This window comes from Bradyrhizobium genosp. P, from assembly GCF_049949265.1.
Classification (GTDB): domain Bacteria; phylum Pseudomonadota; class Alphaproteobacteria; order Rhizobiales; family Xanthobacteraceae; genus Bradyrhizobium.
Map to the genome: position 1 here is coordinate 9,282,501 of NZ_CP188195.1, position 23,966 is coordinate 9,306,466.

Consider the following 23,966-nt stretch of genomic DNA (forward strand, 5'->3'; position numbering starts at 1 on the left):
GCCACGAATTAGGGGCCTTAGCTGTAGGTCCGGGTTGTTTCCCTCTCCACGACGGACGTTAGCACCCGCCGTGTGACTCCCGGATATTGCTCTCAGGTATTCGGAGTTTGGTTGGGTTTGGTAAGACGGTAAGTCCCCCTAGCCCATCCAGTGCTCTACCCCCTGAGGCATTCATCCGAGGCGATACCTAAATATCTTTCGCGGAGAACCAGCTATTTCCCAGTTTGATTGGCCTTTCACCCCTAACCACAAGTCATCGGAGTCTTTTTCAACAGACACCCGTTCGGTCCTCCAGTGAGTGTTACCTCACCTTCAACCTGCTCATGGCTAGATCACTAGGTTTCGGGTCTAATACAACGAACTTGACGCCCTATTCAGACTCGCTTTCGCTACGCCTTCGCCTATCGGCTTAAGCTTGCTCGTTAAATTAAGTCGCTGGCCCATAATACAAAAGGTACGATGTCACCCAGAACGTATCTTGGGCTCCATCTGTTTGTAGGTGTCCGGTTTCAGGTCTATTTCACTCCCCTCGTCGGGGTGCTTTTCACCTTTCCCTCACGGTACTGGTTCACTATCGGTCGCTGAGGAGTACTTAGGCTTGGAGGGTGGTCCCCCCGTGTTCAGACAGGATTTCACGTGTCCCGCCTTACTCGTGGATACATCATCGCATTACTCGTACGGGGCTATCACCCTCTGAGGCCCTGCTTTCCTGACAGGTTCCGATTGTCTTTGATGTATCACTGGCCTGGTCCGCGTTCGCTCGCCACTACTAACGGAGTCTCTGTTGATGTCCTTTCCTCCGGGTACTTAGATGTTTCAGTTCCCCGGGTTCGCTTAAAACCTCCTATTTTATTCGGAAGTCTCATACCTTCACTTGATAACTGGAAATCCAAAACCTCGCGGCTTGGTCTCAAACATTGCTGTCCAAACCCCAAGATCGGAGATCTTGGAGTTCCAGCTATCGAAGGTGGGTTTCCCCATTCGGAAATCCGTGGATCAAAGCTTCTTCGCAGCTCCCCACGGCTTATCGCAGCGTAGCACGTCCTTCATCGCCTCTCAGCGCCAAGGCATCCACCGAACACCCTTAAGGCACTTGATTGCTCTCATTATCAATGTCCACACACTCGGCAGAATGTTGACTGCGCAACTGCCACTTAAGGCGCGCATCCTCGATGAATGCGGTCGTCACAGCCGGGCATTGATTAGAAAGACCAGCTTGCTTCGTAAGATCGAACCGATAGCGAGGCGGTCAAGCTTCGCTAAAAAGATCGTTTTACAACTCATCCATCTCACTCACCTTGCGATGAGTTGCGATGGACGAGCGCCGAAAACGATCTGGAGATTATGAGTGAGCGCCCGCAAATTGCTTTGCAGACCCCAAACTCGGGTCGATCTCCTCTTTACGATGTCAGAAAACACGCATGTCACTGCCTATCCAGGCAATGCATGCGAAGCGATGTTTCGCGGACGATTTTGGTCGAGGCATTCTCGAACTTCGAAACCATCTGGTGGAGCCAGACGGGATCGAACCGACGACCTCATGCTTGCAAAGCACGCGCTCTCCCAGCTGAGCTATGGCCCCGTAACCAGAAGACGAATGCTCCGCACTCGATCAAAGTGGTGGGCCTGGGAAGACTTGAACTTCCGACCTCACGCTTATCAAGCGCGCGCTCTAACCAACTGAGCTACAAGCCCCTAACGCTCGTCTCTTTCGAGACGTCGGAGCCCGCTACGCGCATTCGGCTTGCGCCGATGCATCGCACAGCGCGAAAGCCCCTGGCGCGTGTTCGTCCGCGAAGAAAGAGAAACGAAGACGGCGAAATCCCGCCAATGGAGCTCAACAATCCTGAAACTGTTGGCCCCTGAATGTTTCTAAAACGATCCGATAGTTAGCCGAAGCTATCTGAAGGACCATCCTTAGAAAGGAGGTGATCCAGCCGCAGGTTCCCCTACGGCTACCTTGTTACGACTTCACCCCAGTCGCTGACCCTACCGTGGCCGGCTGCCTCCCTTGCGGGTTAGCGCACCGTCTTCAGGTAAAACCAACTCCCATGGTGTGACGGGCGGTGTGTACAAGGCCCGGGAACGTATTCACCGTGGCGTGCTGATCCACGATTACTAGCGATTCCAACTTCATGGGCTCGAGTTGCAGAGCCCAATCCGAACTGAGACGGCTTTTTGAGATTTGCGAAGGGTTGCCCCTTAGCGTCCCATTGTCACCGCCATTGTAGCACGTGTGTAGCCCAGCCCGTAAGGGCCATGAGGACTTGACGTCATCCCCACCTTCCTCGCGGCTTATCACCGGCAGTCTCCTTAGAGTGCTCAACTAAATGGTAGCAACTAAGGACGGGGGTTGCGCTCGTTGCGGGACTTAACCCAACATCTCACGACACGAGCTGACGACAGCCATGCAGCACCTGTCTCCGGTCCAGCCGAACTGAAGAACTCCATCTCTGGAGTCCGCGACCGGGATGTCAAGGGCTGGTAAGGTTCTGCGCGTTGCGTCGAATTAAACCACATGCTCCACCGCTTGTGCGGGCCCCCGTCAATTCCTTTGAGTTTTAATCTTGCGACCGTACTCCCCAGGCGGAATGCTTAAAGCGTTAGCTGCGCCACTAGTGAGTAAACCCACTAACGGCTGGCATTCATCGTTTACGGCGTGGACTACCAGGGTATCTAATCCTGTTTGCTCCCCACGCTTTCGTGCCTCAGCGTCAGTATCGGGCCAGTGAGCCGCCTTCGCCACTGGTGTTCTTGCGAATATCTACGAATTTCACCTCTACACTCGCAGTTCCACTCACCTCTCCCGAACTCAAGATCTTCAGTATCAAAGGCAGTTCTGGAGTTGAGCTCCAGGATTTCACCCCTGACTTAAAGACCCGCCTACGCACCCTTTACGCCCAGTGATTCCGAGCAACGCTAGCCCCCTTCGTATTACCGCGGCTGCTGGCACGAAGTTAGCCGGGGCTTATTCTTGCGGTACCGTCATTATCTTCCCGCACAAAAGAGCTTTACAACCCTAGGGCCTTCATCACTCACGCGGCATGGCTGGATCAGGCTTGCGCCCATTGTCCAATATTCCCCACTGCTGCCTCCCGTAGGAGTTTGGGCCGTGTCTCAGTCCCAATGTGGCTGATCATCCTCTCAGACCAGCTACTGATCGTCGCCTTGGTGAGCCATTACCTCACCAACTAGCTAATCAGACGCGGGCCGATCTTTCGGCGATAAATCTTTCCCCGTAAGGGCTTATCCGGTATTAGCACAAGTTTCCCTGTGTTGTTCCGAACCAAAAGGTACGTTCCCACGCGTTACTCACCCGTCTGCCGCTGACATATTGCTATGCCCGCTCGACTTGCATGTGTTAAGCCTGCCGCCAGCGTTCGCTCTGAGCCAGGATCAAACTCTCAAGTTGGACTTGAAACCTTGAACCGGCTGATCACAACGTTTTGACGAGGTCCCACCATTTTTCGCCGACCGAAGTCTGCGAGCTGCCCACGATTCACATCGTTGGCAACGATGGTGTAACCTTTAAAACGTGTACCGCCGAAGTCTTTCGTCCACCCTCAGAACGTCAAAAGCCGAGGCTTTCAAGTATTCCGAGAGACGCAAGGACTCCGCCGTCCACGTTTCTCTTTCTTCATCTTCACTTGTCAAACAGCCCGGGATCCGAAGGTCCCACACCCTATTGGGTGGTTCTGAGCCCCTCATCCGACAGCGATTCACAACCGATTTACACCGGCTGTTGAGTCGCTCGACGAGTTGAGGAGCATAAAGGGCGCGAATGCTTGCCTTGGCCGGTGGGCCAATGCAGCGCCGCGCTCAGTGGGTGTCTTATAGGCCCGCCCCTTCGGACCTGTCAACACTCATCGTCAAGAAATCGTCGCATGACGACCAAGTTTTTTCAGGTACGGAAAAGTCCTGATATTTTGGGACCTTGCGCCGCACTTGAGCCACAATCCTACGACGTTCTGGCTATAGCGTATGCAATGAACCACTCGAAACCTGTGGGGGCTCGGGTGGTTTTTCAGGGGAACTGGCGATTTCTCCAAGAACCCGTCGCCTCTTTCCCTTCACGGCCGAGCAACATCGAGAGATCTGCACACCATTGACGTTCGAGATAGCGGCTAGCTGATGGCCTTCATCTCCCGGACTTTGATGCGTGTGGCTCGCCACGCTGCCGCAAACCCTTTCTAAGGGGTTAAAGGCAGGGTACGAGGACGAGCAAAGGTCGATCGCATGTTGATGGAATTTGGGGGGATACAGGGTTGAGCCAACGGGCGTCACGCGGGAGCGGCTTTGGGCGCGAGACCGGGATGATCGATCTCGGTCATGAGCCGCCACTTTCCGTCGACGGCACCGAAGCTGCGGTGATTGATCGCCGCCGCGTCTCCGTGCAGTGGTTCAGCGGCACTATTCTCACCGGTCTGTGCGGCGCGGCTCTCATCGGCGGCGCCGTTTTTGCGTCGCTCGACGGTGAGATGACCTTCGCCAGGGTGCCGGAGCGCGTCGAAGGCGCACTTCGCGGCGCGTTCGCCGCCAATGATCGCGTCGTCAGCCTGCACAAGGGCGATCGCCTGCCGCCTCCGAGCGATTCCTCCGCCTCCCGCAGCCTGGTGCGCGTCTCGACCGTGACCCGCGTCGGCAACCGCGACGTGATGCGGGTGCGGCCTTTCATCCGCATTTCCGGCAATCTTTCGATGACCACGAGCGATCTGTCGGCGAAGATCCCGCCGTTCAACGCGCAGCGGCTGCTGACCGACGTCGGTGCCGAAACGTCGAACCCATCCGACAATCCGAACGCGGCCGAGGCCGCCGAGCCCGACGCCGAAGTCTCCTTTGTCACCAAGGATCTCGCGACCGTGCTGCCGAAGGCGAAGCTCGCCGCCGTCGTCGCGCTCGATGACGTTCTGATGCGGGTACGAGATGCCGCCAACTGGCGCGGCGCCGGCGGTTCGGTGCGCTACACGCTCGCCAATGCCGCGGCCGACGCCACCGGCGCCGGGCCTGACATGAAGATGGCTTACGCCGGCGAGGGCAATGTCTCCGATCCCTATGCCGGCTTCGAGACCCGCGTGGTGCCGGAGAACGTCACCCTGCTGCCGAAGACGAAGGATCAGGTCACCGGCGGCAATCCGACCGGCGAACGGATTCACGTCGTCAAGAAGGGCGACTCGATCACCTCGATCCTGCGCGATCAGGGCGCGACGGCCGACGAAGCCAAGGCCATTGCAGCAATGCTCGGGCCCCGCGGCCGCGACGGTGGCCTGAAGGAAGGCCAGAAAGTGCGGATCCTGATGGCGCCATCCGCCCCAGGAATGCGGCTGCAGCCCTATCGCGTGATCGTCGCCAACGATTCGGTCATCGAAGCCGTGGCCGCGCTGTCCGATATGGGCAAATATGTCGCCGTCGACGTGCAGAGCATGAACACCGTCACCGACACCGCGGACAATTCGAAGGACGACGATGACGAGGATGACGGCACCGGCGTCCGGCTCTATCAGAGCATTTACGAGACGGCGCTGCGCAACAAGGTTCCGCCGAACGTCATCGAGGACATGGTCAAGATCTATTCCTACGACGTCGACTTCCAGCGCAAGGTGCAGCCCGGCGACTCCTTTGACGTGTTCTATGCCGGCGAGGACGAGGGCGTTGCCAGCACCGAAAAGAGCGAGGTGCTGTACGCCTCGCTGACGGTGGGCGGCGAGACCAAGAAATATTACCGCTTCCAGAGCTCCGACGACGGACTGGTCGACTACTACGACGAGACCGGCAAGAGCGCGAAGAAGTTCCTGGTGCGCAAACCCGTCGCCAACGCGATCATGCGTTCCGGCTTCGGCGGTCGCCGCCATCCGATTCTCGGCTATGTGAAGATGCACACCGGCGTCGACTGGGCGACCGCTTACGGCACGCCGATCTTCGCCTCCGGCAACGGCGTCCTCGAGACGGTCGGGCTTGAGGGCGGCTACGGCAAATATATCCGCATCAAGCACGCCAACGGCTATGAGACGGCCTATGGCCACATGTCCGCCTTCGCCAAGGGCATGGAGATCGGCAAGAAAGTACGGCAGGGCCAGGTGATTGGCTTCGTCGGGTCGACCGGCCAATCGACCGGCCCCCACGTCCACTATGAAATTCTGGTCAACGGCCGCTTCGTCGATCCGATGCGCGTGAAACTGCCGCGCGGCCGCTCGCTTGAAGGACCGATGATGGCGAGCTTCGAGAAGGAGCGCGACCGAATCGATGCGCAGATGAACAGCCGGGGCAGCTCGCGCATCGTCTCCGACGCCACCGGCACCACCACGTCGCAGACACGATCGATCAGCAACCGCTGATCACGCTGCGTCCTATAGCTGGAACCAACCGAACGACGCCAAACAAAACCCTCCCCGCAGCTTGCGGAGAGGGCTTTTGCATCGAACATCAGTTCAATTTGCGTTTCGGAACCGGCGCGTCGAACAGCACGATCTCGGCGGTCTTGGGCACCTCACCGTTGAAAGTCAGCACGTTACCTTTCTCCGAGATCACGACGCGATCGCCATCCCTGACCTCGCCGGCCAAAATCATCTCGGCCAGCGGATCCTGCACGCTGCGCTGGATCACGCGCTTTAACGGGCGGGCGCCGTAGGCCGGATCCCAGCCCTTGTCCGCCAGCCAGTCCCGTGCTTTCGCGTCCAGCGACAGCTCGATCTTGCGGTCCTCCAGCAGCTTGGTCAGCCGCGCGAACTGGATCTCGACGATCCGGCCCATCTCGTTCCGCTGCAGGCGATGGAACAGGATGATCTCGTCGATGCGGTTCAGGAACTCCGGCCTGAAATGCGCCCGCACGACGCCCATCACCTGATCGCGCACCGTTGCGGTATCTTCGCCTTCCGGCTGGTTCACCAGGAAGTCCGAGCCGAGGTTCGAGGTCATGATGATCAGCGTGTTGCGGAAATCGACGGTGCGGCCCTGACCATCGGTCAGGCGGCCGTCATCGAGTACCTGCAGCAGCACGTTGAAGACATCGGGATGTGCCTTCTCGATCTCGTCGAACAGCACGACCTGGTAGGGCCGCCGCCGCACGGCTTCGGTGAGCGCACCGCCCTCATCGTAGCCGACATAGCCCGGAGGCGCGCCGATCAGTCGCGAGACCGAGTGCTTCTCCATGTATTCCGACATGTCGAGCCGGACCATCGCGGTCTCGTCGTTGAACAGATAGGCCGCAAGCGCCTTGGTCAACTCGGTCTTGCCGACGCCCGTGGGCCCCAGGAACATGAACGAGCCGGTCGGCCGGTTCGGGTCCTGCAGGCCGGCACGCGCGCGGCGCACGGCGGTTGCCACCGCACGCACGGCTTCGGCCTGGCCGACCACGCGCCTGGCGAGGCTGTCCTCCATCTTCAGGAGCTTATCCTTTTCGCCCTCGAGCATCTTATCGACCGGCACGCCGGTCCAGCGCGAGACGACCTGCGCGATGTGGTTGGCGGTAACCGCCTCCTCCATCGTCTCGCCGTTCTCTCTCGCCTCGATATCCGCGAGCTTCTTCTCCAGATCGGGGATCCGGCCATAGGCCAGTTCGCCCGCGCGCTGGAATTCGCCGCGGCGCTGCGCGTTGGCAAGCTCGACGCGAAGCGCATCGAGTTCGCTCTTCAGCTTCTGCGCGTTGGAGAGCCTGTTCTTCTCCGCGCTCCAGCGCGCGGTCAGCGCCGCCGACCGCTCCTCGAGGTCAGCGAGCTCCTTCTCCAGCGTCTGCAAGCGGCTCTTCGAGCCGGCATCACTTTCCTTCTTCAGGGCCTCCTGCTCGATCTTCAACCGGATGATGTCGCGATCCAGCGAATCGAGCTCTTCGGGCTTGGAATCGACCTGCATCTTCAGCCGCGCCGCCGCCTCGTCCATCAGGTCGATGGCCTTGTCGGGCAGGAAGCGGTCGGTGATGTAGCGATTCGACAGCGTGGTCGCGGCCACCAACGCGGAGTCGGTGATGCGGACGCCGTGATGCTGTTCGTATTTGTCCTTCAGGCCACGCAGGATCGAGATCGTATCCTCGACCGTGGGCTCGCTGACATAGATTGGCTGGAACCGCCGCGCCAGCGCGGCATCCTTCTCGACATGCTTGCGGTACTCGTCGAGCGTGGTCGCACCAATGCAGTGCAGTTCGCCGCGCGCGAGCGCGGGTTTCAGCAGATTGGACGCGTCCATCGCGCCATCGGCCTTGCCGGCACCGATCAGCGTGTGCATCTCGTCGATGAACAGGATGATGCCGCCCTCGGCGGACGAGACCTCCTGCAACACGGATTTCAGCCGCTCCTCGAACTCGCCACGGTATTTTGCACCCGCGATCAGCGCGCCCATGTCGAGCGACAGGAGTTTCTTGTCCTTCAGGCTCTCCGGCACGTCGCCGTTGAGGATGCGCAGCGCCAGGCCCTCGACGATCGCGGTCTTGCCGACTCCGGGCTCGCCGATCAGCACGGGATTGTTCTTGGTTCGCCGCGACAGCACCTGAATGGTGCGGCGGATCTCCTCGTCGCGGCCGATCACCGGATCAAGCTTGCCGTCGCGCGCGGCCTGGGTCAGGTCGCGGGAATATTTCTTCAGCGCGTCATAGGCATTCTCAGCGGTCGCACTGTCAGCGGTGCGGCCCTTGCGCAGCGATTCGATCGCCGCGTTGAGGTTTTGCGGGGTGACACCGCCCTTGCTGAGGATGCTGGCGGCCTCGCTGTTCTTGTCGAGCGCGAGCCCGAGCAGCAGCCGCTCCACGGTGACAAAGCTGTCGCCGGCCTTGTCGGCGGCTTTCTCCGCCGCATCGAAGGCGCGCGCCAGCTCCGGGGCGAGATAAACCTGCCCGGCACCATTGCCCGAGACCTTCGGCAGCTTGTTGAGCGCCTCTTCGGTCGATTTCAGGATTGCGCGGGAATTGCCGCCAGCACGGTCGATCAGACCGCCGGCGAGCCCCTCGCTGTCGTCCAGCAGCACTTTCAACAGATGCAACGGCGAGAACTGCCGGTGACCATCGCGCATTGCGAGCGACTGGGCGGACTGGATGAATCCGCGCGCGCGCTCGGTGTACTTTTCTACGTTCATTCGTTTTCCCTCGGCCTGCCGTCACCACCCATCAAGGCATGGTTCCGGCATCTTCATTGGGTTTCCGCGGGCCGCGTTGACGTTCCTCAACTAGCCTTTGGTCGTCGCCATCATTTTTCAGGCTTGCCGCAGATGTGGGCACTTGGTTCCAAAACGGAAGAGCCACGGTTTGCGATTTCGCCTGATCGAGCTCAGCGCCGCACGACGGCGACAAGGTAGCGACAGGACTGAGCACTCTCATTACGGAAGACAACGTCCGATGGCGGGCCGAGCTCGACGCGGTCGCCCGCAGCAAGCTCGTGGCTGATAGCCCCCTCGATCAGGGTAAGGCGTCCACTGATGACCCAGACCACCTGACGGATCAGGTGATAGGCGCTGGCGGGAAAGCCGACCTCCTGCCGCGCGGGCAGCTCGATTTCCACCAGTTCCAGCGGATTGGCCGGGTGCAGAAACACCTGCCGCCGCAGATAGGCCGCCTTCGGATCGCGCCACACAGGTTGATCCTTGGCGCGCTGAAGACGGGCATGACCGGGGGCGACCGCCTCGAACAGCGCCGCCATGGTCAGGCCATAGGCGGTTGCGATCCGCGACAGGGTCGCTGCCGTCGGGCTCGCCTCCGCTCGCTCGATCTTGCTCAGCATGGCCTTGGACACGCCGGCCCGCCCCGCGAGTTCCGCCAGCGACCAGCCCCGCGACTCGCGCTCGGAGCGGATCCGCCGCTCGAGGCCCTCACCCGCCATGTCCTCTATAATTGACATATCGTCTTATATAGTAGACGATCTATCTACTTCAAGACCCCCGCCCGAGGAACTTGCGATGACCATCCGCCCAGCCACCGAACAGGACGTTCCAGCGATCACGGCAATCTATAACGAAGCCGTCGCCAACTCGAACGCGGTATGGACGGAGAAGCAGGACACCGAGGCCGAGCGGCTGGCCTGGATGAAGGCGAGGCAGGCCCTAGGCTATCCGGTGCTGGTCGCTGCCGAGGGATCGACCGTCCTCGGCTACGGCACGTTCGGCGATTTCAGGGCGTGGCCGGGCTACCGCTACAGCGTCGAGCACAGCGTCTACATCCATGCGGATCACCGCGGCCGTGGGCTTGGGCGCGTTATCGTGGACGAGCTCGTGGCCGCCGCCACGGCGCTCGGCAAGCACGTCCTGATCGCCGGGATCGACGGCAGCAATCCGGCCTCGCTGCGGCTGCACGCGCAGGCGGGCTTTATCGAGGTGGGGCGCATGCCGGAGCTTGGACGCAAGTTCGGCCGCTGGCTCGATCTGGTCTTCATGCAGCGCATCCTGGACGCGCCGGGCGCCATGCGTTCCGATTGACGGCCCGTGTCTCGGGGCGGTTTTCCTCGCGCGCCAAACAGGATAATGCGGGCCCCTGGAAGGAACGCGCATGTCCTCTGCCAAGATCACCGGCATCTACCGCTACCCTGTTAAGGGCCTCACGCCGGAGGCCCTGTCACGCACTGAGCTGAATGTCGGCCAGACGCTTCGGTCCGACCGCCGCTACGCGATCGAGAATGGCCCGAGCGGTTTTGATCCATCGGAGCCGAAATGGCTGCCGAAGCCGCATTTCCTGATGCTGCAGCGGGACGAATGGCTGGCGCCGCTGCATGCCCATTTCGACGATGACAGCCATGTACTGACACTGCGCCGGGATGGCGCAATGGTGGCGCAGGGCGATCTCGAAACCGCCGAGGGCCGTGCGGCGATCGAGCGTTACTTTGCCGATACTCACGCCGGCGCGATCAAAGGCCCGCCAAAAGTGCTGACAAGTCCCGGCCACAGCTTCTCCGACGTCCCCCGCAAGGTCGTCTCGATCATCAATCTCGCGAGCCTGCGCGCCATCGAGAACCTGGTGCAGGCACCGGTCCATCCGTTGCGCTTCCGCGGCAACCTCTACGTCGAGGGCTGGCCGGCCTGGCATGAAGCCGGCCTCCTCGACCAGACGATCGCAATCGGCAATGCACGAGCGAAAGTGGTGAAACGCATCACGCGCTGCGCCGCGGTCAATGTCGATCCCGATACCGGCATGCGCGACCTCAATATCCCGCAGGCGCTGATGCAGCGCCTCGGGCACAATGAATGCGGCATTTATGCCGAGATCATTTCCGATGGCGGGGTCGCCGTCGGCGACATGATTGCGGCGGAACAGTCGACGTCGGTGTAGGCGCGTAGGGTGAGCGAGCGTGCACACCCTACGACCTACCGCACCTCAGTTCGTCGGCATCACGTAGGCGTAGATCCGGCCGCGCGATACCGGCGCCTCGCGGACACGATTGCCGTTATTGCCCGAGATCATGATCGGATTTCCATTCGCATCGACGCCGGTGATGATGCCGACATGACCGCCGCCACGGCGGCCCATCACGGCGATGGCTCCGACCTGCGGGCCCGAAACGCGCTGCCCGTATCTGGCGAACGAACTCGCCATGTCGGAGCCGGTGCCGTGATAGCCGGATTTCTGCAGCACCATGTTCATGAACCGCGCGCACCACAGGCTGCCGCGACCGGTCGGATTGCCGCCGAGATATTGGCGCGCTTCAGCGACGATGCCGGGCGAGCCGAAGCCGCCGGAGTTGGGCATCACACTGGCGTTTGCCTGGGCGAGACCCTGCGTCTGCATCCGCGCGACGCCGCGCTCCCAGCGCGAGACACGCGCTGCATGCCGATAGTGGCGATGGGCGTAGTGGCGCGCGTGATAGCCGGCATGGGCCGAATGCGCGTGACGCGAGTGAGTGGGTCGTGCGGAAGCCGGAGCGGCTGAGACAAGGGCGAGAGTGAGCGAACACAGAGCCAGCGCGACAAGACGAAGCGACCGGCGATACGCAAGCAACTGAACCATACTCGATTAGATCCTCTGTAGAGCCCCCCATTCCCCATCGCGCTCCCTTGCGGAAACGCGGTGGGGGGTTTGAAAGTCGGGATGTGGCGAGAGGAAGATTTCATGCGGCGTTGCGGAAACGATTTCTGGGTCATTCCGGGATGATTCGATGACGAAAAAGAAACCTGACTGCCGCATTGCAGCCCCGAAAATTAACTGCAAAATTGTGGGCGGCCGACGAGAAGGAATGCCAAATGTCCCACGCCATCACGAAAGATAATGTCCGCCTCTATTTCGAAGAGGCCGGCAGCGGAACTCCGATCATTTTCCTGCACGAGTTCGCCGCTGATCACACCAACTGGGAACCGCAGATGCGGTACTTCTCGCGCGGACACCGCTGCATCGCCTATTCGGCACGCGGTTACACGCCGTCGGACGTGCCGCCAGCCGCCGACGTCTATACTTTCAAGCATTTCTATACCGATGCGCTCGCGGTGCTCGACCACCTCAAAATCGTGCAGGCGCATTTCGTCGGTCTCTCGATGGGCTCCTATTCCTCGCTGCAGATCGGCCTCAACGCACCGGAGCGCGCACTCTCGATGACGCTCGCCGCGGTCGGCTCCGGCTCGGCCATCGAGAATCTCGACGCCTTCCGCGCGCAGTGCCGCGCCAATGCCGAGCAGTTGGAAGCGATCGGCTCCGTCGAAGTCGCGAAGGTGACCCGCGAGGCGCCGAGCCGAATTCCGTTCCTGCTGAAGGATCCGCGCGGCCACGCCGATTTCTACGCCGCGCTGGCGCGCCATGACGCCAAGGGCTCGGCGAACACGATGCGAAGTTTTCAAGGCGGCCGGCCCTCGATCTACACGATGACCGAGGCGATCCGGCGCGTGCCGACGCCGGCGCTGATCCTGTGCGGCGACGAGGACGATAATTGCGTCGCACCGAGCCTGTTCCTGAAGCAGCATTTGCCGGCCGCGGGCCTCGCCTTCTTCCCGAAGGCCGGCCACGTGCTCAATCTGGAAGAGCCGGCGCTGTTCAACGAGATGGTCGAGCGCTTCATCGCCCTGGTCGAGGCCGGGCGCTGGCCGGTGCGCGATCCGAGATCGATGGTCGCCGCACCGGTTTAGTCCTTCACTTCGCTGCGCCCCGGCTCAGCAGGAACACGCCCTGCTCGCCGAACATGTTCCAGACCCACCAGGGCAAATTCAGCGGCACCGGGCGGCCGTAAAGGTCGAGCGCGACCGCGCGCTCCATCTTGACGTTGATCTCGTCGCAGAGCTGCACGAAATCCTTGATGGTGCAGAAATGGATGTTCGGCGTGTCATACCAGGTCGCCGGCAGGTTCTCGGTCCGCGGCATCTGGCCGCCGATCAGAAGCTGTAGTCGCATCTTCCAGAAGCCGAAATTCGGGAACGAGACGATGGCGCGCTGGCCGATGCGCAGCAGGTTTTCCAGCACCACTTTCGGCTGCCGCGTCGCCTGCAGCGTTTGCGACAGGATCACATAATCGAAGGCGTCGTCGGGATAGTTGACGAGGTCAGTGTCGGCGTCGCCCTGCACCACCGCCAACCCCTTGGCGACGCAGTGATTGACGCCCTCGCGCGACAATTCGATGCCACGGCCATCGATGCCGCGGGTCTCCAGCAACTGCAGCAATTCACCGTCGGCGCAGCCGACGTCAAGCACGCGTGAGCCCGCGCGAACCATGTCGGCGACCAGCAGGTGATCGGTGCGATAATTTCCGGTCCGCTCGGGCGCTACACCCTGCAATGGCAATGTTTGCTGGATGTTCATGACTGGCCGCCGCCACCTTTAAGTCCGCGCGCCTCGCCCGCTGATTGCAAGAAGGCCCGGGCGATATCGAGGAATTCGGGCACATCGAGCAGGAAGGCGTCATGGCCGCGATCGGTCTCGATCTCGGCGAACGAGACCCGCGCACTCGACGCATTGAGCGCGTGGACCAGCGCGCGCGATTCCGAGGTCGGAAACAGCCAGTCGCTGGTGAACGACACCACGCAGAAACGCGTCTTGATACCGGCAAATGCTTTCGCCAACGCACCATCGTGATCGGCGCCGATGTCGAAATAATCCATCCCGCGGGTCAGATAGAGATAGCTGTTGGCATCGAAGCGCTCGACAAAGGACGAACCCTGGTAGCGCAGATAGCTCTCGACCTGGAAATCGGCGTCGAAGGAGAAGGTCGGCAGCTCGCGGTCCTGCATCCGCCGTCCGAACTTGCGATGCAGTGCGGCGTCCGACAGATAGGTGATGTGCGCCGCCATCCGCGCCACCGCGAGCCCGCGATGCGGATGCGTGCCCTCATCGACATAGCGGCCGCCACGCCAGTCCGGATCGGCCATCACGGCCTGCCGTCCCAGTTCATGGAACGCGATGTTCTGCGCCGAATGCCGTGTCGAGCAGGCAATCGCGAGCGTCGCGAACACGCGCTCGGGATAAGCCGCGGTCCATTGCAATGCCTGCATGCCGCCCATCGAGCCGCCGACCACGCAGAACAGCGTGGTGATGCCGAGGCGATCGATCAGCATCGCCTGCGCGCGCACCATGTCGGGGATCGTGATCACAGGGAAGTCGAGACCCCACACTTTCCCAGTCGCGGGGTTGACCGAGGCCGGCCCGGTCGAGCCCAGGCAGCCGCCGATCACGTTGGAGCAGATGATGAAATACTTGCCCGGATCGAGCGGCTTGCCGACGCCGACCATGGTGTCCCACCAACCGGCCTTGCCGGTGACGGGATGGATATTGTTGACGTGCTGATCGCCGGTCAGCGCATGGCAGATCAGGATCGCATTGGAGCGATCGGCGTTCAGCTCGCCATAGGCCTGATAGGCAATCTGGAATGGCGCGAGATCGACGCCGCAATCGAGCTTCAACGGCTGGTCCATGCCGAACTTCGCCACCAGCGAGGTGGGATGATCGGCCTCATGGGCGCGATCGTCGCTGTGGATCGGAGGGCTCGTTATCGGACGCACGTTGCTCATGTAGGCGACCTCGCCCCCGCGCGGGAGGCCTCGAACGGAATCAGGCCATAAAAAACCCGGCCTGAACAAAAGGTTCGGCCGGGAGCTGATCTGTCCCCGGCCTGTTTAGCGAGTTGTTTAACGTGGCTGCAAGCCGGCCGGCTCAAATGACCACGGAGTCCAACAAAGCTAATCCTCAGCCCGCCCAACGTCAAGGCAGCCCGGCCCGCCTGCATGGTTAACCCGATCGCGCAGGGCTGGGCCGCAAAGGTTTCTCTTTGCTTTCGGCGCCCGTCTTTCCTAATCAGGGGCCTTGTCTGACGCGGCATCGGGCCGCCAGGACGACAAGGTTTTCGAGATGTCCAAGCCGCCCCCATCACCGCCGACCTTGCAGGAGCTGCGCAAGGAGATCGACGCGATCGACGAGCAGGTTCACCGCCTGCTGATGGCGCGCGGCGACATCATCGATCGCCTGATCCGGGTCAAGCAGACCCAGGAGGTCGGCTCGGCGTTCCGTCCGGCGCGCGAGGCCAGCATGATGCGCGGCCTGGTCGAACGCCATCGCGGCATCCTGCCGCTCGACACCATCGAGGGCATCTGGCGCGTCATCATCTCGACGTTCACCTACGTCCAGGCGCCGTTCTCTGTCCATGCCGACGTCTCGGTCGGCGAGCCCGCGATGCGGGACTCGGCGCGGTTTCATTTCGGCTTCGTGGTGCCTTACGTGGCGCATTTCAGCGCGCAGGCCGCGGTCGAAGCGGTGGCGAAATCCAAGGGCGACCTCGCGCTGGTCTCGGCGATCTCCAGTCGCACGCCGTGGTGGAGCGCGCTCGAAGCCGACGGCGCGCCGAAGATCATCGCGCGGCTGCCGTTCCTCGAGCGCGCCGACCATCCCGCCGCGCTGCCGGTGTTCGTGGTTTCGCGCGTCGCCGACGACGCCATGGTCACCGAAGTTCAGATGTGGAGCGTGCGCGTCTCGGGCTGGAACGCCGACGTCGCACGCGCGCTGGCGCCGCTCGCCGAGATCGTCGCCGTGCCCGACACGGCCTTCGACGGCGCGGCCCTTTTGATCTCGGTCGCGAGCCAGAACCGTGAGAACAGCGGCTTCGAGACCATCAAGCTTGCCCTGATCAAGGCCGGCGCTTCGGTCCGCTCGTCGGCCCTCGTCGGCAGCCACGCAACGCGCTATACGGTGCCCACCAACGGGTCCGCCAAAATTTGAAGTAAGCTTTGAAGCAAGATTTGAAGTAATAGCTGACCCGCCTATCCGGAGTTGAAGATGTCCCGCCCCGTGCCGAATCCCGGCATTCTCGATATTGCGCCCTACACGCCCGGCAAGAGCCCGGTGCCGGAGCCGGGCCGCAAGGTGTTCAAGTTGTCCGCCAACGAGACGCCGTTCGGCCCGTCGCCGAAGGCGATGGCCGCCTACAAGCACGCGGTCGACCACCTCGAGGATTATCCGGAAGGCACCTCGCGCGCGCTGCGCGAGGCGATCGGCCGCACCTACGGTCTCGATCCCGACCGCATCATCTGCGGCGCCGGCTCCGACGAGATCCTCAATCTGCTCGCGCACACCTATCTCGGCCAGGGCGACGAGGCGATCTCGACCACCCACGGCTTCCTGGTCTACCCGATCGCGACCATGGCGAACGGGGCGAAGAACGTCGTCGCGGCCGAAGCCAATTTCACAGCTGATGTCGATGCGATCCTCAAGGCGGTGACACCGCGCACCAAGCTCGTGTGGCTCGCCAACCCGAACAATCCGACCGGCACCTATCTGCCGTTCGACGAGGTCAAGCGGCTGCAAGCCGGCTTGCCGTCGCATGTGGTGCTGGTGCTCGACGCCGCCTATGCCGATTACGTCTCGCGCAACGACTATCAGATGGGCATCGAGCTGGTGGCGACCACCGAGAACACGGTGGTGACGCACACCTTCTCGAAGATCCACGGACTTGCCGCGCTCCGCATCGGCTGGATGTTCGGTCCAGCGCATATCGTCGATGCCTGTAACCGCATTCGTGGTCCCTTCAACGTCTCGGCGCCGGCGATGCTGGCGGCGGCGGCGGCGATCGAGGACTCCGCGCACGTGCGGATGTCCAAGGTCCACACCGAGACCTCGCGCAACTGGCTGACCGAAGAGATCGGCAAGCTCGGACTGAAGGTGACGCCGAGCGTTGCGAATTTCGTGCTGATCCACTTCCCGACCGAGACCGGCAAGACCGCCGCGGAGGCCGACGCCTATCTGACCAGGCGCGGCCTCGTGCTGCGGGCGCTTGCCAATTACAAGCTGCCGCATGCGCTGCGCATGACGATCGGCACCGAGGAGGCCAACCGCCTCGTGGTCGACGGCCTGCGCGACTTCCTGGCCGGAAAGTGACCGTAGACGTGACCACGGCTCCCATCTTCCAACGCGTCGCGCTGATCGGCTTCGGCCTGATCGGCGGCTCGATCGCGCGCGGCGCCCGCGCGCAGGGACTGGTCGGCGAGATCGTGACCACCGCACGCTCGGAGAAGACGCGCGCGCGCGTCGCCGAGCTCGGCATCGTCGATCAGGTGGTCGCGACCAACGCGGAGGCCGTGAAAGACGCCGATCTCGTCATCCTCTGCATTCCCGTCGGTGCTTGCGGTCCGGTCGCGGCCGAGATCGCTGAATACCTCAAGCCGGGCGCGATCATTTCCGACGTCGGCTCGGTGAAAGGCGCCGTCGTCAAGGAGATGGCGCCGCATCTGCCCGATGGCGTGCACTTCGTGCCGGCGCATCCCGTCGCCGGCACCGAGCACTCCGGGCCGGATTCCGGTTTCGCCGAACTCTTCATCAACCGCTGGTGCATCCTGACGCCGCCCGAGGGGACCGATCCCGCCGCCACCGACCGGCTGCGCGCGTTCTGGGCGGCGCTCGGCGCCAGGGTCGAGATCATGACGCCGGACCATCATGATCTCGTGCTCGCGATCACCAGCCATCTGCCGCATCTGATCGCCTACACCATCGTCGGCACCGCCGACGAACTCGCGCAGGTGACGGAATCGGAAGTCATCAAATTCTCCGCCGGCGGCTTCCGCGATTTCACGCGCATCGCAGCCTCGGATCCGACGATGTGGCGCGACGTGTTCCTCGCAAACAAGGACGCCGTGTTGGAGATGCTCGGCACCTTCACCGAGGATCTCGCAAAACTCACCCGCGCGATCCGCCGCGGTGACGGTGAGGCGCTGTTCGATCACTTCACCCGCACCCGCGCGATTCGCCGCGGCATCGTCGAGATCGGCCAGGACTCGGCCGCGCCCGATTTCGGCCGCCCGCACGCCAATCTGGCGAAGAAGCCGGAGTGAGGCACCCTTTGTAGCCCGGATGGAGCGCAGCGAAATCCGGGGTGTTATATCTGCTGGCGAACGGCCCCCGGGTTGCGCTGCGCTCCATCCGGGCAACGGCCTGCTTTAACGTCACTCTCGGTGTCGTTGCCCGGCTTGACCGGGCGATCCAGTATTCCAGAGACAGTTGTGCTTGAGCCGATGGGCCGCGGCGTACTGGGTCGCCCGGTCCCAGTGCGCAATTGCGCACAAGGCCGGGCGATGACAGCGGTGGGTGCGGCTGCGCATTCTCGCGACATGATTTGCCCGAGCTTTGTCTTTCGTTCCGCCCTCTCCTTGAATAGAGGGCGCAGGGAAAGCCGGGTGCCGATTGCACCCATGGGCCCGGTGCAACAGGAAGCACCGGGGTAGGACCACAGGTGTAACCGGGAACGCCGGCTTTCCCTGCACGATGGTGTTACGGTTTCCTTCGTGATCTCCCCGGTGAGCGCTTCGTTGCCACCGTCGTCCGCGAGTTGCTTTTGGCGTTTCTTGGATTTTCCGCCTGCATTGCAGCGTCAGGACCACACGACTTCGCCGTCCGCTTCATGCGCGCTCGTCTGTCGCGCATTTGGCGTCCACCGCATCTCGCCGCGCGCTGGTGACGTTGCGCAACGCCCCTCTCATCGGGTGAGACGGGCGGATTTATACATCTATTTGTATTTCTGATAAAGCGAAATATTTCTGTGGAGGCTTGCATCGTCGGGCAAATCGGTGATTGGCCCGTCAGGGACGCCGCACCACACCCGCTGCGGGAAGACGGCAGATCAGCCGCGATGCTTCTTCTTTGGCTTCTTTTTCCCGAATGCGCCTTTCGCGGGTGCCGCACCTGACGCGTGCGGTTTCCCGGAGTGGCCGGACTCGTTGCGATGTTTGTTTTTCTTCTCGAAACCCGGCTTCTTCCCAAAGCCCGGCTCGCCAGCGTATTTCGGCCCCTTCTTGCCGTGAGGCTTGCCGCGGTGCTCGCTTCCCGTTTCGTCACGGGAATCGTCACGTCGGGGCGCGCGGTGACCGGTGTCGCCGGCATCGCGCCAAGGTGCCTGCGACGGCCTTTCCGAAGACGCCTGACCTGGGGAAGCGTCCGCGAGCGGCGCGATGCGGATGCTGTCTTCCTTGTCGGGACGCCGGATCTTGACCGCGAAGGAGTCCGCGACCCGTGCGGCAATTTCGAACTCCGTGGTGGTGTCCAAGACCTTGATGGAGCCGATGTCGGCCTTGTCGATGCCGCCGCGGCGGCAAATCATCGGCAGAAGCCAGCGGGCTTCCGCATTCTTCCGTCGTCCAATCGAGGCGCGGAACCAGACGCTGCCCTCCCCCATGCCGTGACGCGCCGATGATTTTCCCGGCTTCGAGCGGGGCCCGGCGGGACGGTCGTCGCCGCGCGATGGCCGGACGTTGTCCCGGCCGCGATCGTCACGATCCCGGCCTCGACTTTGGCCCGGATCGAGAATGTCTTCGGGTGAAGGAAGCCGCGCACGATAGAGACGCGCGAGCGCCGCGGCGATCGTCTCGGGCGACTGCTCGGCGAGCAATGCCTGCGCCAGGATCAGATCGTCGGGAGTCGATTCTTCGGTGAGCACCGGATCGTGCAGCATGCGCTCGTGATCGAGCTTGCGGATCTCGTCCGCCTGAGGCGCTGTGCCCCAGATCGCATCGATGCCGGCCATCCGCAGCAGCAGTTCCGCACGGCGTAGTCTGGCCGGCGGCACCAGTAGGATACTGACACCTTTTCGGCCCGCGCGGCCGGTACGGCCCGAGCGGTGCTGCATGACCTCGGCGTCATTGGGCAGATCCGCATGGATGACGAGGTCGAGATTGGACAGGTCGATGCCGCGCGCCGCCACGTCGGTCGCCACGCAGACGCGCGACCGTCCATCGCGCAGCGACTGCAGCGCCTGGGTGCGCTCGTTCTGGGTCAGCTCGCCCGACAGCGCGACCACGGAAAACCCGCGCTCCAGCAGCGCGGCCTGCAAATGCCTGACCGCATCCCTGGTATTGCAGAACACCAGCGCGCTCGGCGCTTCGAAGAAGCGCAATACGTTGACGACGGCATGCTCGACATCGCTTGGGGCGACGCGGATGGCGCGGTACTCGATATCGGCGTGACCGCCTTCATCGCCCGCGACCTCGATCCGAAAGGCGTGTTTCTGATACTGCTTTGCCAGCGCGACGATGCCACGTGGGAAGGTCGCCGAGAACAGCAGCGTTCGGCGCGTGTCCGGCGTGGTCTTGAGGATGAATTCCATATCCTCGCGGAAGCCGAGATTGAGCATTTCATCGGCCTCGTCGAGAACGACGGCCTTCAATCCGGAAATGTCGAGATGGCCGCGCCGCAGATGATCGCATAACCGGCCAGGCGTGCCGACGACGATGTGAGCGCCCGCGGCCAACTCGCGCTGTTCGCGGCGCGGGTCCATGCCGCCGACGCAGGCGACGACGCGGCCATCCGCATATTCATAAAGCCATGCGAGCTCGCGCTGGACTTGCAGGGCGAGTTCGCGCGTCGGCGCGACGATCAAGGCCAGCGGCGCGGCGGCCCGCTCAAACCGCTCGAGGTCCCCCAGAAGGTCGGTTGCGATGGCCAGCCCGTAGGCGACGGTCTTGCCGGAGCCGGTTTGGGCTGAAACCAGCAGGTCGCGGCCGACGGCTTCGTCCGCCAACACGGCGAGCTGAACGGGGGTCGGCTGATCATAGCTGCGCTCGGCCAAGGCTCGGGCGAGCGGCGCACTTGTGGTCGGAAAGGACACGGGATGGAAACCTTGGTTGGTTCGGGCGCAGATCATCGAGCCAGGTGACCTGAGGCTGCCTGGCCGGCGGGCGGCAGGGCCGCGCGTGTCGCGATCTGATGCGGATGCTTTACGCCAAGAAGGACCAAATCACCATATGCTGATTATATCGTCAGCGGCTCCGCAACCTCGATGCGAAAACGTCAACGCCGGAATCCGCTGTCCCATACGTCGTAGCCTTGGAGTGAACAGTTGATGCGCGAATAACCCGCCCCAGCTAACTTTATTTCGCCTTGAGCGTCTTTTCGTGGGTCTCCAGCGCCGAGGCCATCAGTTTCGGCAGGTGCCTCGCATAGGTCTCGATGAAGGTCGCGTCGCCGCAGGCCTTGGGATCCTGCGCAGCCTGTTCGGCGAGACGCGCGGCCTTGGCCTCGCACTTCGCGAACATGTGCCAAAACCAGTCCGCGTTCTCGCCGAGCGCAGCCTTGTTCCTCTTGATGACGGCCGCCCCGACCGCACTCATCGCGCTCACGGCGCCCGCGCTCAGCGTGCTGATGGCGTGCGGGTTCAGAATATCCTCGCGCTCAAGCGCGTGGGCCCTGGTCGCGGTCGCTCGTCCCTTGGTCGGCATGTTCGGCTCCTGCCATGTCCAGTTCGGCGCGCGTGAGCATCGGCCTCGGCGGTTGACGAACACTCAAGGGAGATGGGTTGAAAAGCGTTTGGGATTTCGCTCCGGTTTTATGCGTTTCAGAGGTATCGGGATCAAGCGGGTTGTCCGATCGGCGCCTCGCTGCCGGCCATGCGGTTCATGAGCCTGGATAGCCGCGATTGCCGCGGGCACGTCGCGGCAATTAGCCCGCGCGCGCCGCGGAGTGCATCCGGCACGAATTCGCAGGCCAGCAGGCGATCTCGCTCATAGGGGCCGGGCATGCGGAGCGCGCCGGTCCTTTCCGCCGAGAAGCCGAAACGGGTGTAATAGGCGGCGTCGCCGACCAGGAGGACTGCGCGGTGGCCGAGCGCGCGGGCCTTGTGCAGCGCCTTCCGCATCAGCGCGGCGCCGATCCCGCAACCTCTGGCGTCGGCAGCGACCGCGAGCGGGCCAAGCAGCAGGCACATGTGGCCGGTTCCGGTAACGACCGGCCACAGCCGCAGCGTGCCGACGAGACGGCCGGCTTGACGCGCAACAAAGGCCAGGCCGAGTGCGGGCTTGCGCCCTTCGCGCAACCGCTCCGAGGTTTTGGCAAGGCGGCCCTGACCGAAGGCTGCATCGAGCAAATGTTCGCGATCGGCGACGTCGGAGCGCCGCTCGCGCCGGATCTCGATCCGCGCCGGCCGTCGGCGATGTTCGGAACGTCCGACGTGAAGTAACGGCATCACGCGACCCTCGCCAGATAGATGAAGACCTCGTCGAGATCCCGGCATTTGAAACGCTCGGCGAGCTCAGCCGGACGCCCCATCGCGACGACACGGCCATGGCTCATGATGACGACGAAGTCGCAGAGTTGCTCGACCTCCGACATGTTGTGCGAGGACAGCAGGATGGTAGCGCCGCGGCGCTGCTGATAGGCGCGCAGCCGGCTGCGCACCCATTCGGCGCGGTCGGGATCAAGTGACGCCGTCGGCTCGTCGAGCAGCAGCACGTCGGGGTCGTTGATCAGCGCCTTGGCGACCGCGACGCGGGTTTTCTGGCCGGCGGAGAGCTGCCCGGTCGCGCGATCGAGCACATCGCCGAGCTCGAAATCCTCGATCAACTCTTCAATGCGGGTCTTGAGGTTGGGGACGTTATAGAGCCGTCCGAACACCGTGAGATTCTCGCGCACCGTGAGGCGCCCCGGCAGCGCGACATAGGGACTTTCAAAATTCATCCGGCTCAGGACCTTGTGACGGCCTTTCGCCATGTCGCAGCCGAGCACCATGGCGCGGCCGAAGGTCGGGACCACCAGGCCCATGATCATGGCGATGGTGGTGGTCTTGCCGGCACCGTTGCCGCCGAGCAGGCCGACGGTCCAGCCTTTCGGGACGATGAAATTCACCTCGTCCACGGCACAATGCGTGCGGTACTTCTTGCAGAGGTCTTCGACCGCGATGGCCGGCGCGTCGCCGGCGTCGGCGCGCACCGGCGAATTGCCCGGCGTAGGAACGGCACTCGCTGGAGCTGACATGACGCGCTTGGCAGGCACGAATTGTTCGATGCGGCTCATGGCTGAATCCCCAATTACTCGCCCATGGTGAGCAGGCCGCCTCGGTGGCGGGCGCTGTGCAGCAGGGCAATGAAGGCGGTGAAGGCGAGAGCAAGGTAGACGAGATTGAGCGCGAGGCACTCGATCATCAAATCGGTGCGGAACACGCCGCCGATCAGCACGGCCCGCATGCCCTCGAATACGTAGGTCGGCGTCAACGACCATGCGATCGGGTGCAGCCAGGCCGGCAATGCCTCCACCGGATAGTAGACGCAACACAGCGGCAGCAGCACGATCATGATCGAGTAGGCGAGGCTTTCCGCACCAAGCCCCTGGCGGATCACGAGGCCGGCGACGACAAGCCCGATCGCCCAGCTGGTCAGCACCAGGTTGAGGAAGAATGCGATCAGTCCGGGGCCCAGCGCGTAGATGTTGAAGCCGAACAGCAGCAGCGTGAGCAGTGTCACCGGAATGGTGCCGATCAAAAGCCGGATCAGGCTCATCAGCATCAGGGAGGCCGCAAGCTCGACCGGTTGCAACGGGCTCATCATCAGGTTCGCGAGGTTGCGCGACCAGATCTCCTCCAGGAAGGTGAAGGTGAAGCCGAGCTGGCCGCGGAACAGCACGTCCCAGAGCAGCACGGCGCCGAGCAGCAGGCCCGCGGTATCGGCCATCGCCGACCTGCTCTGATAGAGGTAGGTGTAGAGAAAGCCCCACACCATCATCTGCATCGCCGGCCAGTAGATGATCTCGAGCAGTCTCAGCCATGACGAGCGCAGGATGTAGTAATAGCGCGCCGTCATGGCAGCTATACGGTTCAACGAACATGTCATGGCGGGTCACCGTT

The 23,966-nt window shown here is 62.7% G+C and carries 17 protein-coding genes, 2 tRNA genes, 2 rRNA genes and 1 riboswitch (1 of these 22 only partly in view); of the genes, 7 read left to right on the plus strand and 14 right to left on the minus strand.

From position 1 onward, the window contains the following. The 4 genes from ACP2YO_RS44625 to ACP2YO_RS44640 all read right to left on the minus strand — a co-directional run. Nucleotides 1–1,099, minus strand: a 23S ribosomal RNA gene (locus tag ACP2YO_RS44625); it reaches 1,747 nt to the left of the window's first position. A gap of 407 nt (nucleotides 1,100–1,506) precedes the next feature. Beyond that, nucleotides 1,507–1,582, minus strand: a tRNA-Ala gene (locus ACP2YO_RS44630). 36 nt (nucleotides 1,583–1,618) lie between these two features. After that, nucleotides 1,619–1,695: transfer RNA gene (locus ACP2YO_RS44635), tRNA-Ile, on the minus strand. Nucleotides 1,696–1,921: 226 nt separating this feature from the next. Next, nucleotides 1,922–3,412, minus strand: a 16S ribosomal RNA gene (locus tag ACP2YO_RS44640). The 16S and 23S rRNA genes sit together here with 2 tRNA genes alongside, the layout of an rRNA operon. 853 nt (nucleotides 3,413–4,265) lie before the next feature. Here ACP2YO_RS44640 and ACP2YO_RS44645 point away from each other — a divergent pair. Beyond that, complete coding sequence (locus ACP2YO_RS44645) at nucleotides 4,266–6,332, plus strand: M23 family metallopeptidase (protein ID WP_426437490.1); 2,067 nt, start codon at nucleotides 4,266–4,268, stop codon at nucleotides 6,330–6,332. An 88-nt stretch (nucleotides 6,333–6,420) separates the two neighbouring features. Here the strand turns inward: ACP2YO_RS44645 and clpB are convergent, their stop codons facing one another. Together clpB and ACP2YO_RS44655 are read right to left on the minus strand one after the other, a co-directional pair. Further along, nucleotides 6,421–9,057, minus strand: coding sequence for an ATP-dependent chaperone ClpB (gene clpB, locus ACP2YO_RS44650; protein WP_426437491.1), 2,637 nt, complete (start codon nucleotides 9,055–9,057; stop codon nucleotides 6,421–6,423). Between the two features lie 191 nt (nucleotides 9,058–9,248). Beyond that, nucleotides 9,249–9,815: a helix-turn-helix domain-containing protein gene (locus tag ACP2YO_RS44655; protein WP_426437492.1), complete on the minus strand. Its 567-nt coding sequence runs from the start codon at nucleotides 9,813–9,815 to the stop codon at nucleotides 9,249–9,251. A 58-nt stretch (nucleotides 9,816–9,873) separates the two neighbouring features. Between ACP2YO_RS44655 and ACP2YO_RS44660 the strand changes: the two genes are divergently transcribed. Then, entirely contained in the window at nucleotides 9,874–10,389 is a 516-nt protein-coding gene (locus ACP2YO_RS44660) for an N-acetyltransferase family protein (protein ID WP_426437493.1), read from the plus strand. A 70-nt stretch (nucleotides 10,390–10,459) separates the two neighbouring features. Next, entirely contained in the window at nucleotides 10,460–11,236 is a 777-nt protein-coding gene (locus tag ACP2YO_RS44665; RefSeq protein WP_426437494.1) for an MOSC domain-containing protein, read from the plus strand. Between the two features lie 45 nt (nucleotides 11,237–11,281). Here ACP2YO_RS44665 and ACP2YO_RS44670 read toward each other — a convergent pair whose 3' ends face one another. Next, entirely contained in the window at nucleotides 11,282–11,911 is a 630-nt protein-coding gene (locus ACP2YO_RS44670; RefSeq protein ID WP_426437495.1) for a TIGR02594 family protein, read from the minus strand. A gap of 233 nt (nucleotides 11,912–12,144) precedes the next feature. Here ACP2YO_RS44670 and ACP2YO_RS44675 point away from each other — a divergent pair, with 233 nt between their 5' ends. Then, nucleotides 12,145–13,017, plus strand: a complete 873-nt coding sequence (locus ACP2YO_RS44675; protein WP_426437496.1) for an alpha/beta fold hydrolase — start codon at nucleotides 12,145–12,147, stop codon at nucleotides 13,015–13,017. 4 nt (nucleotides 13,018–13,021) lie between these two features. Here the strand turns inward: ACP2YO_RS44675 and metW are convergent, their stop codons facing one another. Beyond that, on the minus strand, nucleotides 13,022–13,684 hold the full coding sequence (gene metW, locus ACP2YO_RS44680; RefSeq protein WP_426437497.1) for a methionine biosynthesis protein MetW: 663 nt from the start codon (nucleotides 13,682–13,684) through the stop codon (nucleotides 13,022–13,024). Further along, nucleotides 13,681–14,889, minus strand: coding sequence for a homoserine O-acetyltransferase MetX (metX, locus tag ACP2YO_RS44685; protein WP_426437498.1), 1,209 nt, complete (start codon nucleotides 14,887–14,889; stop codon nucleotides 13,681–13,683). Before metX ends, metW begins: the two co-directional genes overlap by 4 nt. An 84-nt stretch (nucleotides 14,890–14,973) precedes the next feature. Next, nucleotides 14,974–15,053, minus strand: a riboswitch (SAM riboswitch). 173 nt (nucleotides 15,054–15,226) lie between these two features. On the opposite strand from metX, the gene ACP2YO_RS44690 reads away from it, so the two are divergent. The 3 genes from ACP2YO_RS44690 to ACP2YO_RS44700 are packed head-to-tail and all read left to right on the plus strand — an operon-like array spanning nucleotide 15,227 to nucleotide 18,195. Beyond that, on the plus strand, nucleotides 15,227–16,090 hold the full coding sequence (locus tag ACP2YO_RS44690; protein WP_426437499.1) for a chorismate mutase: 864 nt from the start codon (nucleotides 15,227–15,229) through the stop codon (nucleotides 16,088–16,090). Between the two features lie 57 nt (nucleotides 16,091–16,147). Continuing rightward, entirely contained in the window at nucleotides 16,148–17,245 is a 1,098-nt protein-coding gene (hisC, locus tag ACP2YO_RS44695) for a histidinol-phosphate transaminase (RefSeq protein WP_426437500.1), read from the plus strand. An 8-nt stretch (nucleotides 17,246–17,253) separates the two neighbouring features. Then, nucleotides 17,254–18,195, plus strand: coding sequence for a prephenate/arogenate dehydrogenase family protein (locus ACP2YO_RS44700; RefSeq protein ID WP_426437501.1), 942 nt, complete (start codon nucleotides 17,254–17,256; stop codon nucleotides 18,193–18,195). 785 nt (nucleotides 18,196–18,980) lie between these two features. On the opposite strand, the gene ACP2YO_RS44705 is transcribed toward ACP2YO_RS44700, so the two are convergent. From ACP2YO_RS44705 to ACP2YO_RS44725, 5 genes are all read right to left on the minus strand, one after another. Next, complete coding sequence (locus tag ACP2YO_RS44705; RefSeq protein ID WP_426437502.1) at nucleotides 18,981–20,960, minus strand: DEAD/DEAH box helicase; 1,980 nt, start codon at nucleotides 20,958–20,960, stop codon at nucleotides 18,981–18,983. Nucleotides 20,961–21,222: 262 nt separating this feature from the next. Then, entirely contained in the window at nucleotides 21,223–21,570 is a 348-nt protein-coding gene (locus ACP2YO_RS44710) for a hypothetical protein (RefSeq protein ID WP_426437503.1), read from the minus strand. Between the two features lie 131 nt (nucleotides 21,571–21,701). Then, nucleotides 21,702–22,313 (minus strand): GNAT family N-acetyltransferase, encoded by a 612-nt coding sequence (locus ACP2YO_RS44715; RefSeq protein WP_426437504.1) that lies wholly within the window; start codon nucleotides 22,311–22,313, stop codon nucleotides 21,702–21,704. Continuing rightward, nucleotides 22,313–23,140, minus strand: a complete 828-nt coding sequence (locus ACP2YO_RS44720; protein WP_426437505.1) for an ABC transporter ATP-binding protein — start codon at nucleotides 23,138–23,140, stop codon at nucleotides 22,313–22,315. The genes ACP2YO_RS44715 and ACP2YO_RS44720 overlap by 1 nt, the downstream gene beginning before the upstream one ends. Before the next feature lie 14 nt (nucleotides 23,141–23,154). Further along, the gene (locus tag ACP2YO_RS44725) at nucleotides 23,155–23,952 is read right to left on the minus strand and encodes an ABC transporter permease (protein WP_426437506.1); all 798 of its coding nucleotides are present in this window, start codon (nucleotides 23,950–23,952) and stop codon (nucleotides 23,155–23,157) included. Nucleotides 23,953–23,966: the final 14 nt, after the last annotated feature.

Bases quoted from the DNA above. Each gene is read 5' to 3' on its own strand.
- clpB (WP_426437491.1), bottom strand. From the start codon at position 9,057: ATGAACGTAGAAAAGTACACCGAGCGCGCGCGCGGATTCATCCAGTCC.
- ACP2YO_RS44655 (WP_426437492.1), bottom strand. From the start codon at position 9,815: ATGTCAATTATAGAGGACATGGCGGGTGAGGGCCTCGAGCGGCGGATC.
- ACP2YO_RS44660 (WP_426437493.1), top strand. From the start codon at position 9,874: ATGACCATCCGCCCAGCCACCGAACAGGACGTTCCAGCGATCACGGCA.
- ACP2YO_RS44665 (WP_426437494.1), top strand. From the start codon at position 10,460: ATGTCCTCTGCCAAGATCACCGGCATCTACCGCTACCCTGTTAAGGGC.
- ACP2YO_RS44670 (WP_426437495.1), bottom strand. From the start codon at position 11,911: ATGGTTCAGTTGCTTGCGTATCGCCGGTCGCTTCGTCTTGTCGCGCTG.
- ACP2YO_RS44675 (WP_426437496.1), top strand. From the start codon at position 12,145: ATGTCCCACGCCATCACGAAAGATAATGTCCGCCTCTATTTCGAAGAG.
- metW (WP_426437497.1), bottom strand. From the start codon at position 13,684: ATGAACATCCAGCAAACATTGCCATTGCAGGGTGTAGCGCCCGAGCGG.
- metX (WP_426437498.1), bottom strand. From the start codon at position 14,889: ATGAGCAACGTGCGTCCGATAACGAGCCCTCCGATCCACAGCGACGAT.
- ACP2YO_RS44690 (WP_426437499.1), top strand. From the start codon at position 15,227: ATGTCCAAGCCGCCCCCATCACCGCCGACCTTGCAGGAGCTGCGCAAG.
- hisC (WP_426437500.1), top strand. From the start codon at position 16,148: ATGTCCCGCCCCGTGCCGAATCCCGGCATTCTCGATATTGCGCCCTAC.
- ACP2YO_RS44710 (WP_426437503.1), bottom strand. From the start codon at position 21,570: ATGCCGACCAAGGGACGAGCGACCGCGACCAGGGCCCACGCGCTTGAG.
- ACP2YO_RS44715 (WP_426437504.1), bottom strand. From the start codon at position 22,313: ATGCCGTTACTTCACGTCGGACGTTCCGAACATCGCCGACGGCCGGCG.
- ACP2YO_RS44720 (WP_426437505.1), bottom strand. From the start codon at position 23,140: ATGAGCCGCATCGAACAATTCGTGCCTGCCAAGCGCGTCATGTCAGCT.
- ACP2YO_RS44725 (WP_426437506.1), bottom strand. From the start codon at position 23,952: ATGACATGTTCGTTGAACCGTATAGCTGCCATGACGGCGCGCTATTAC.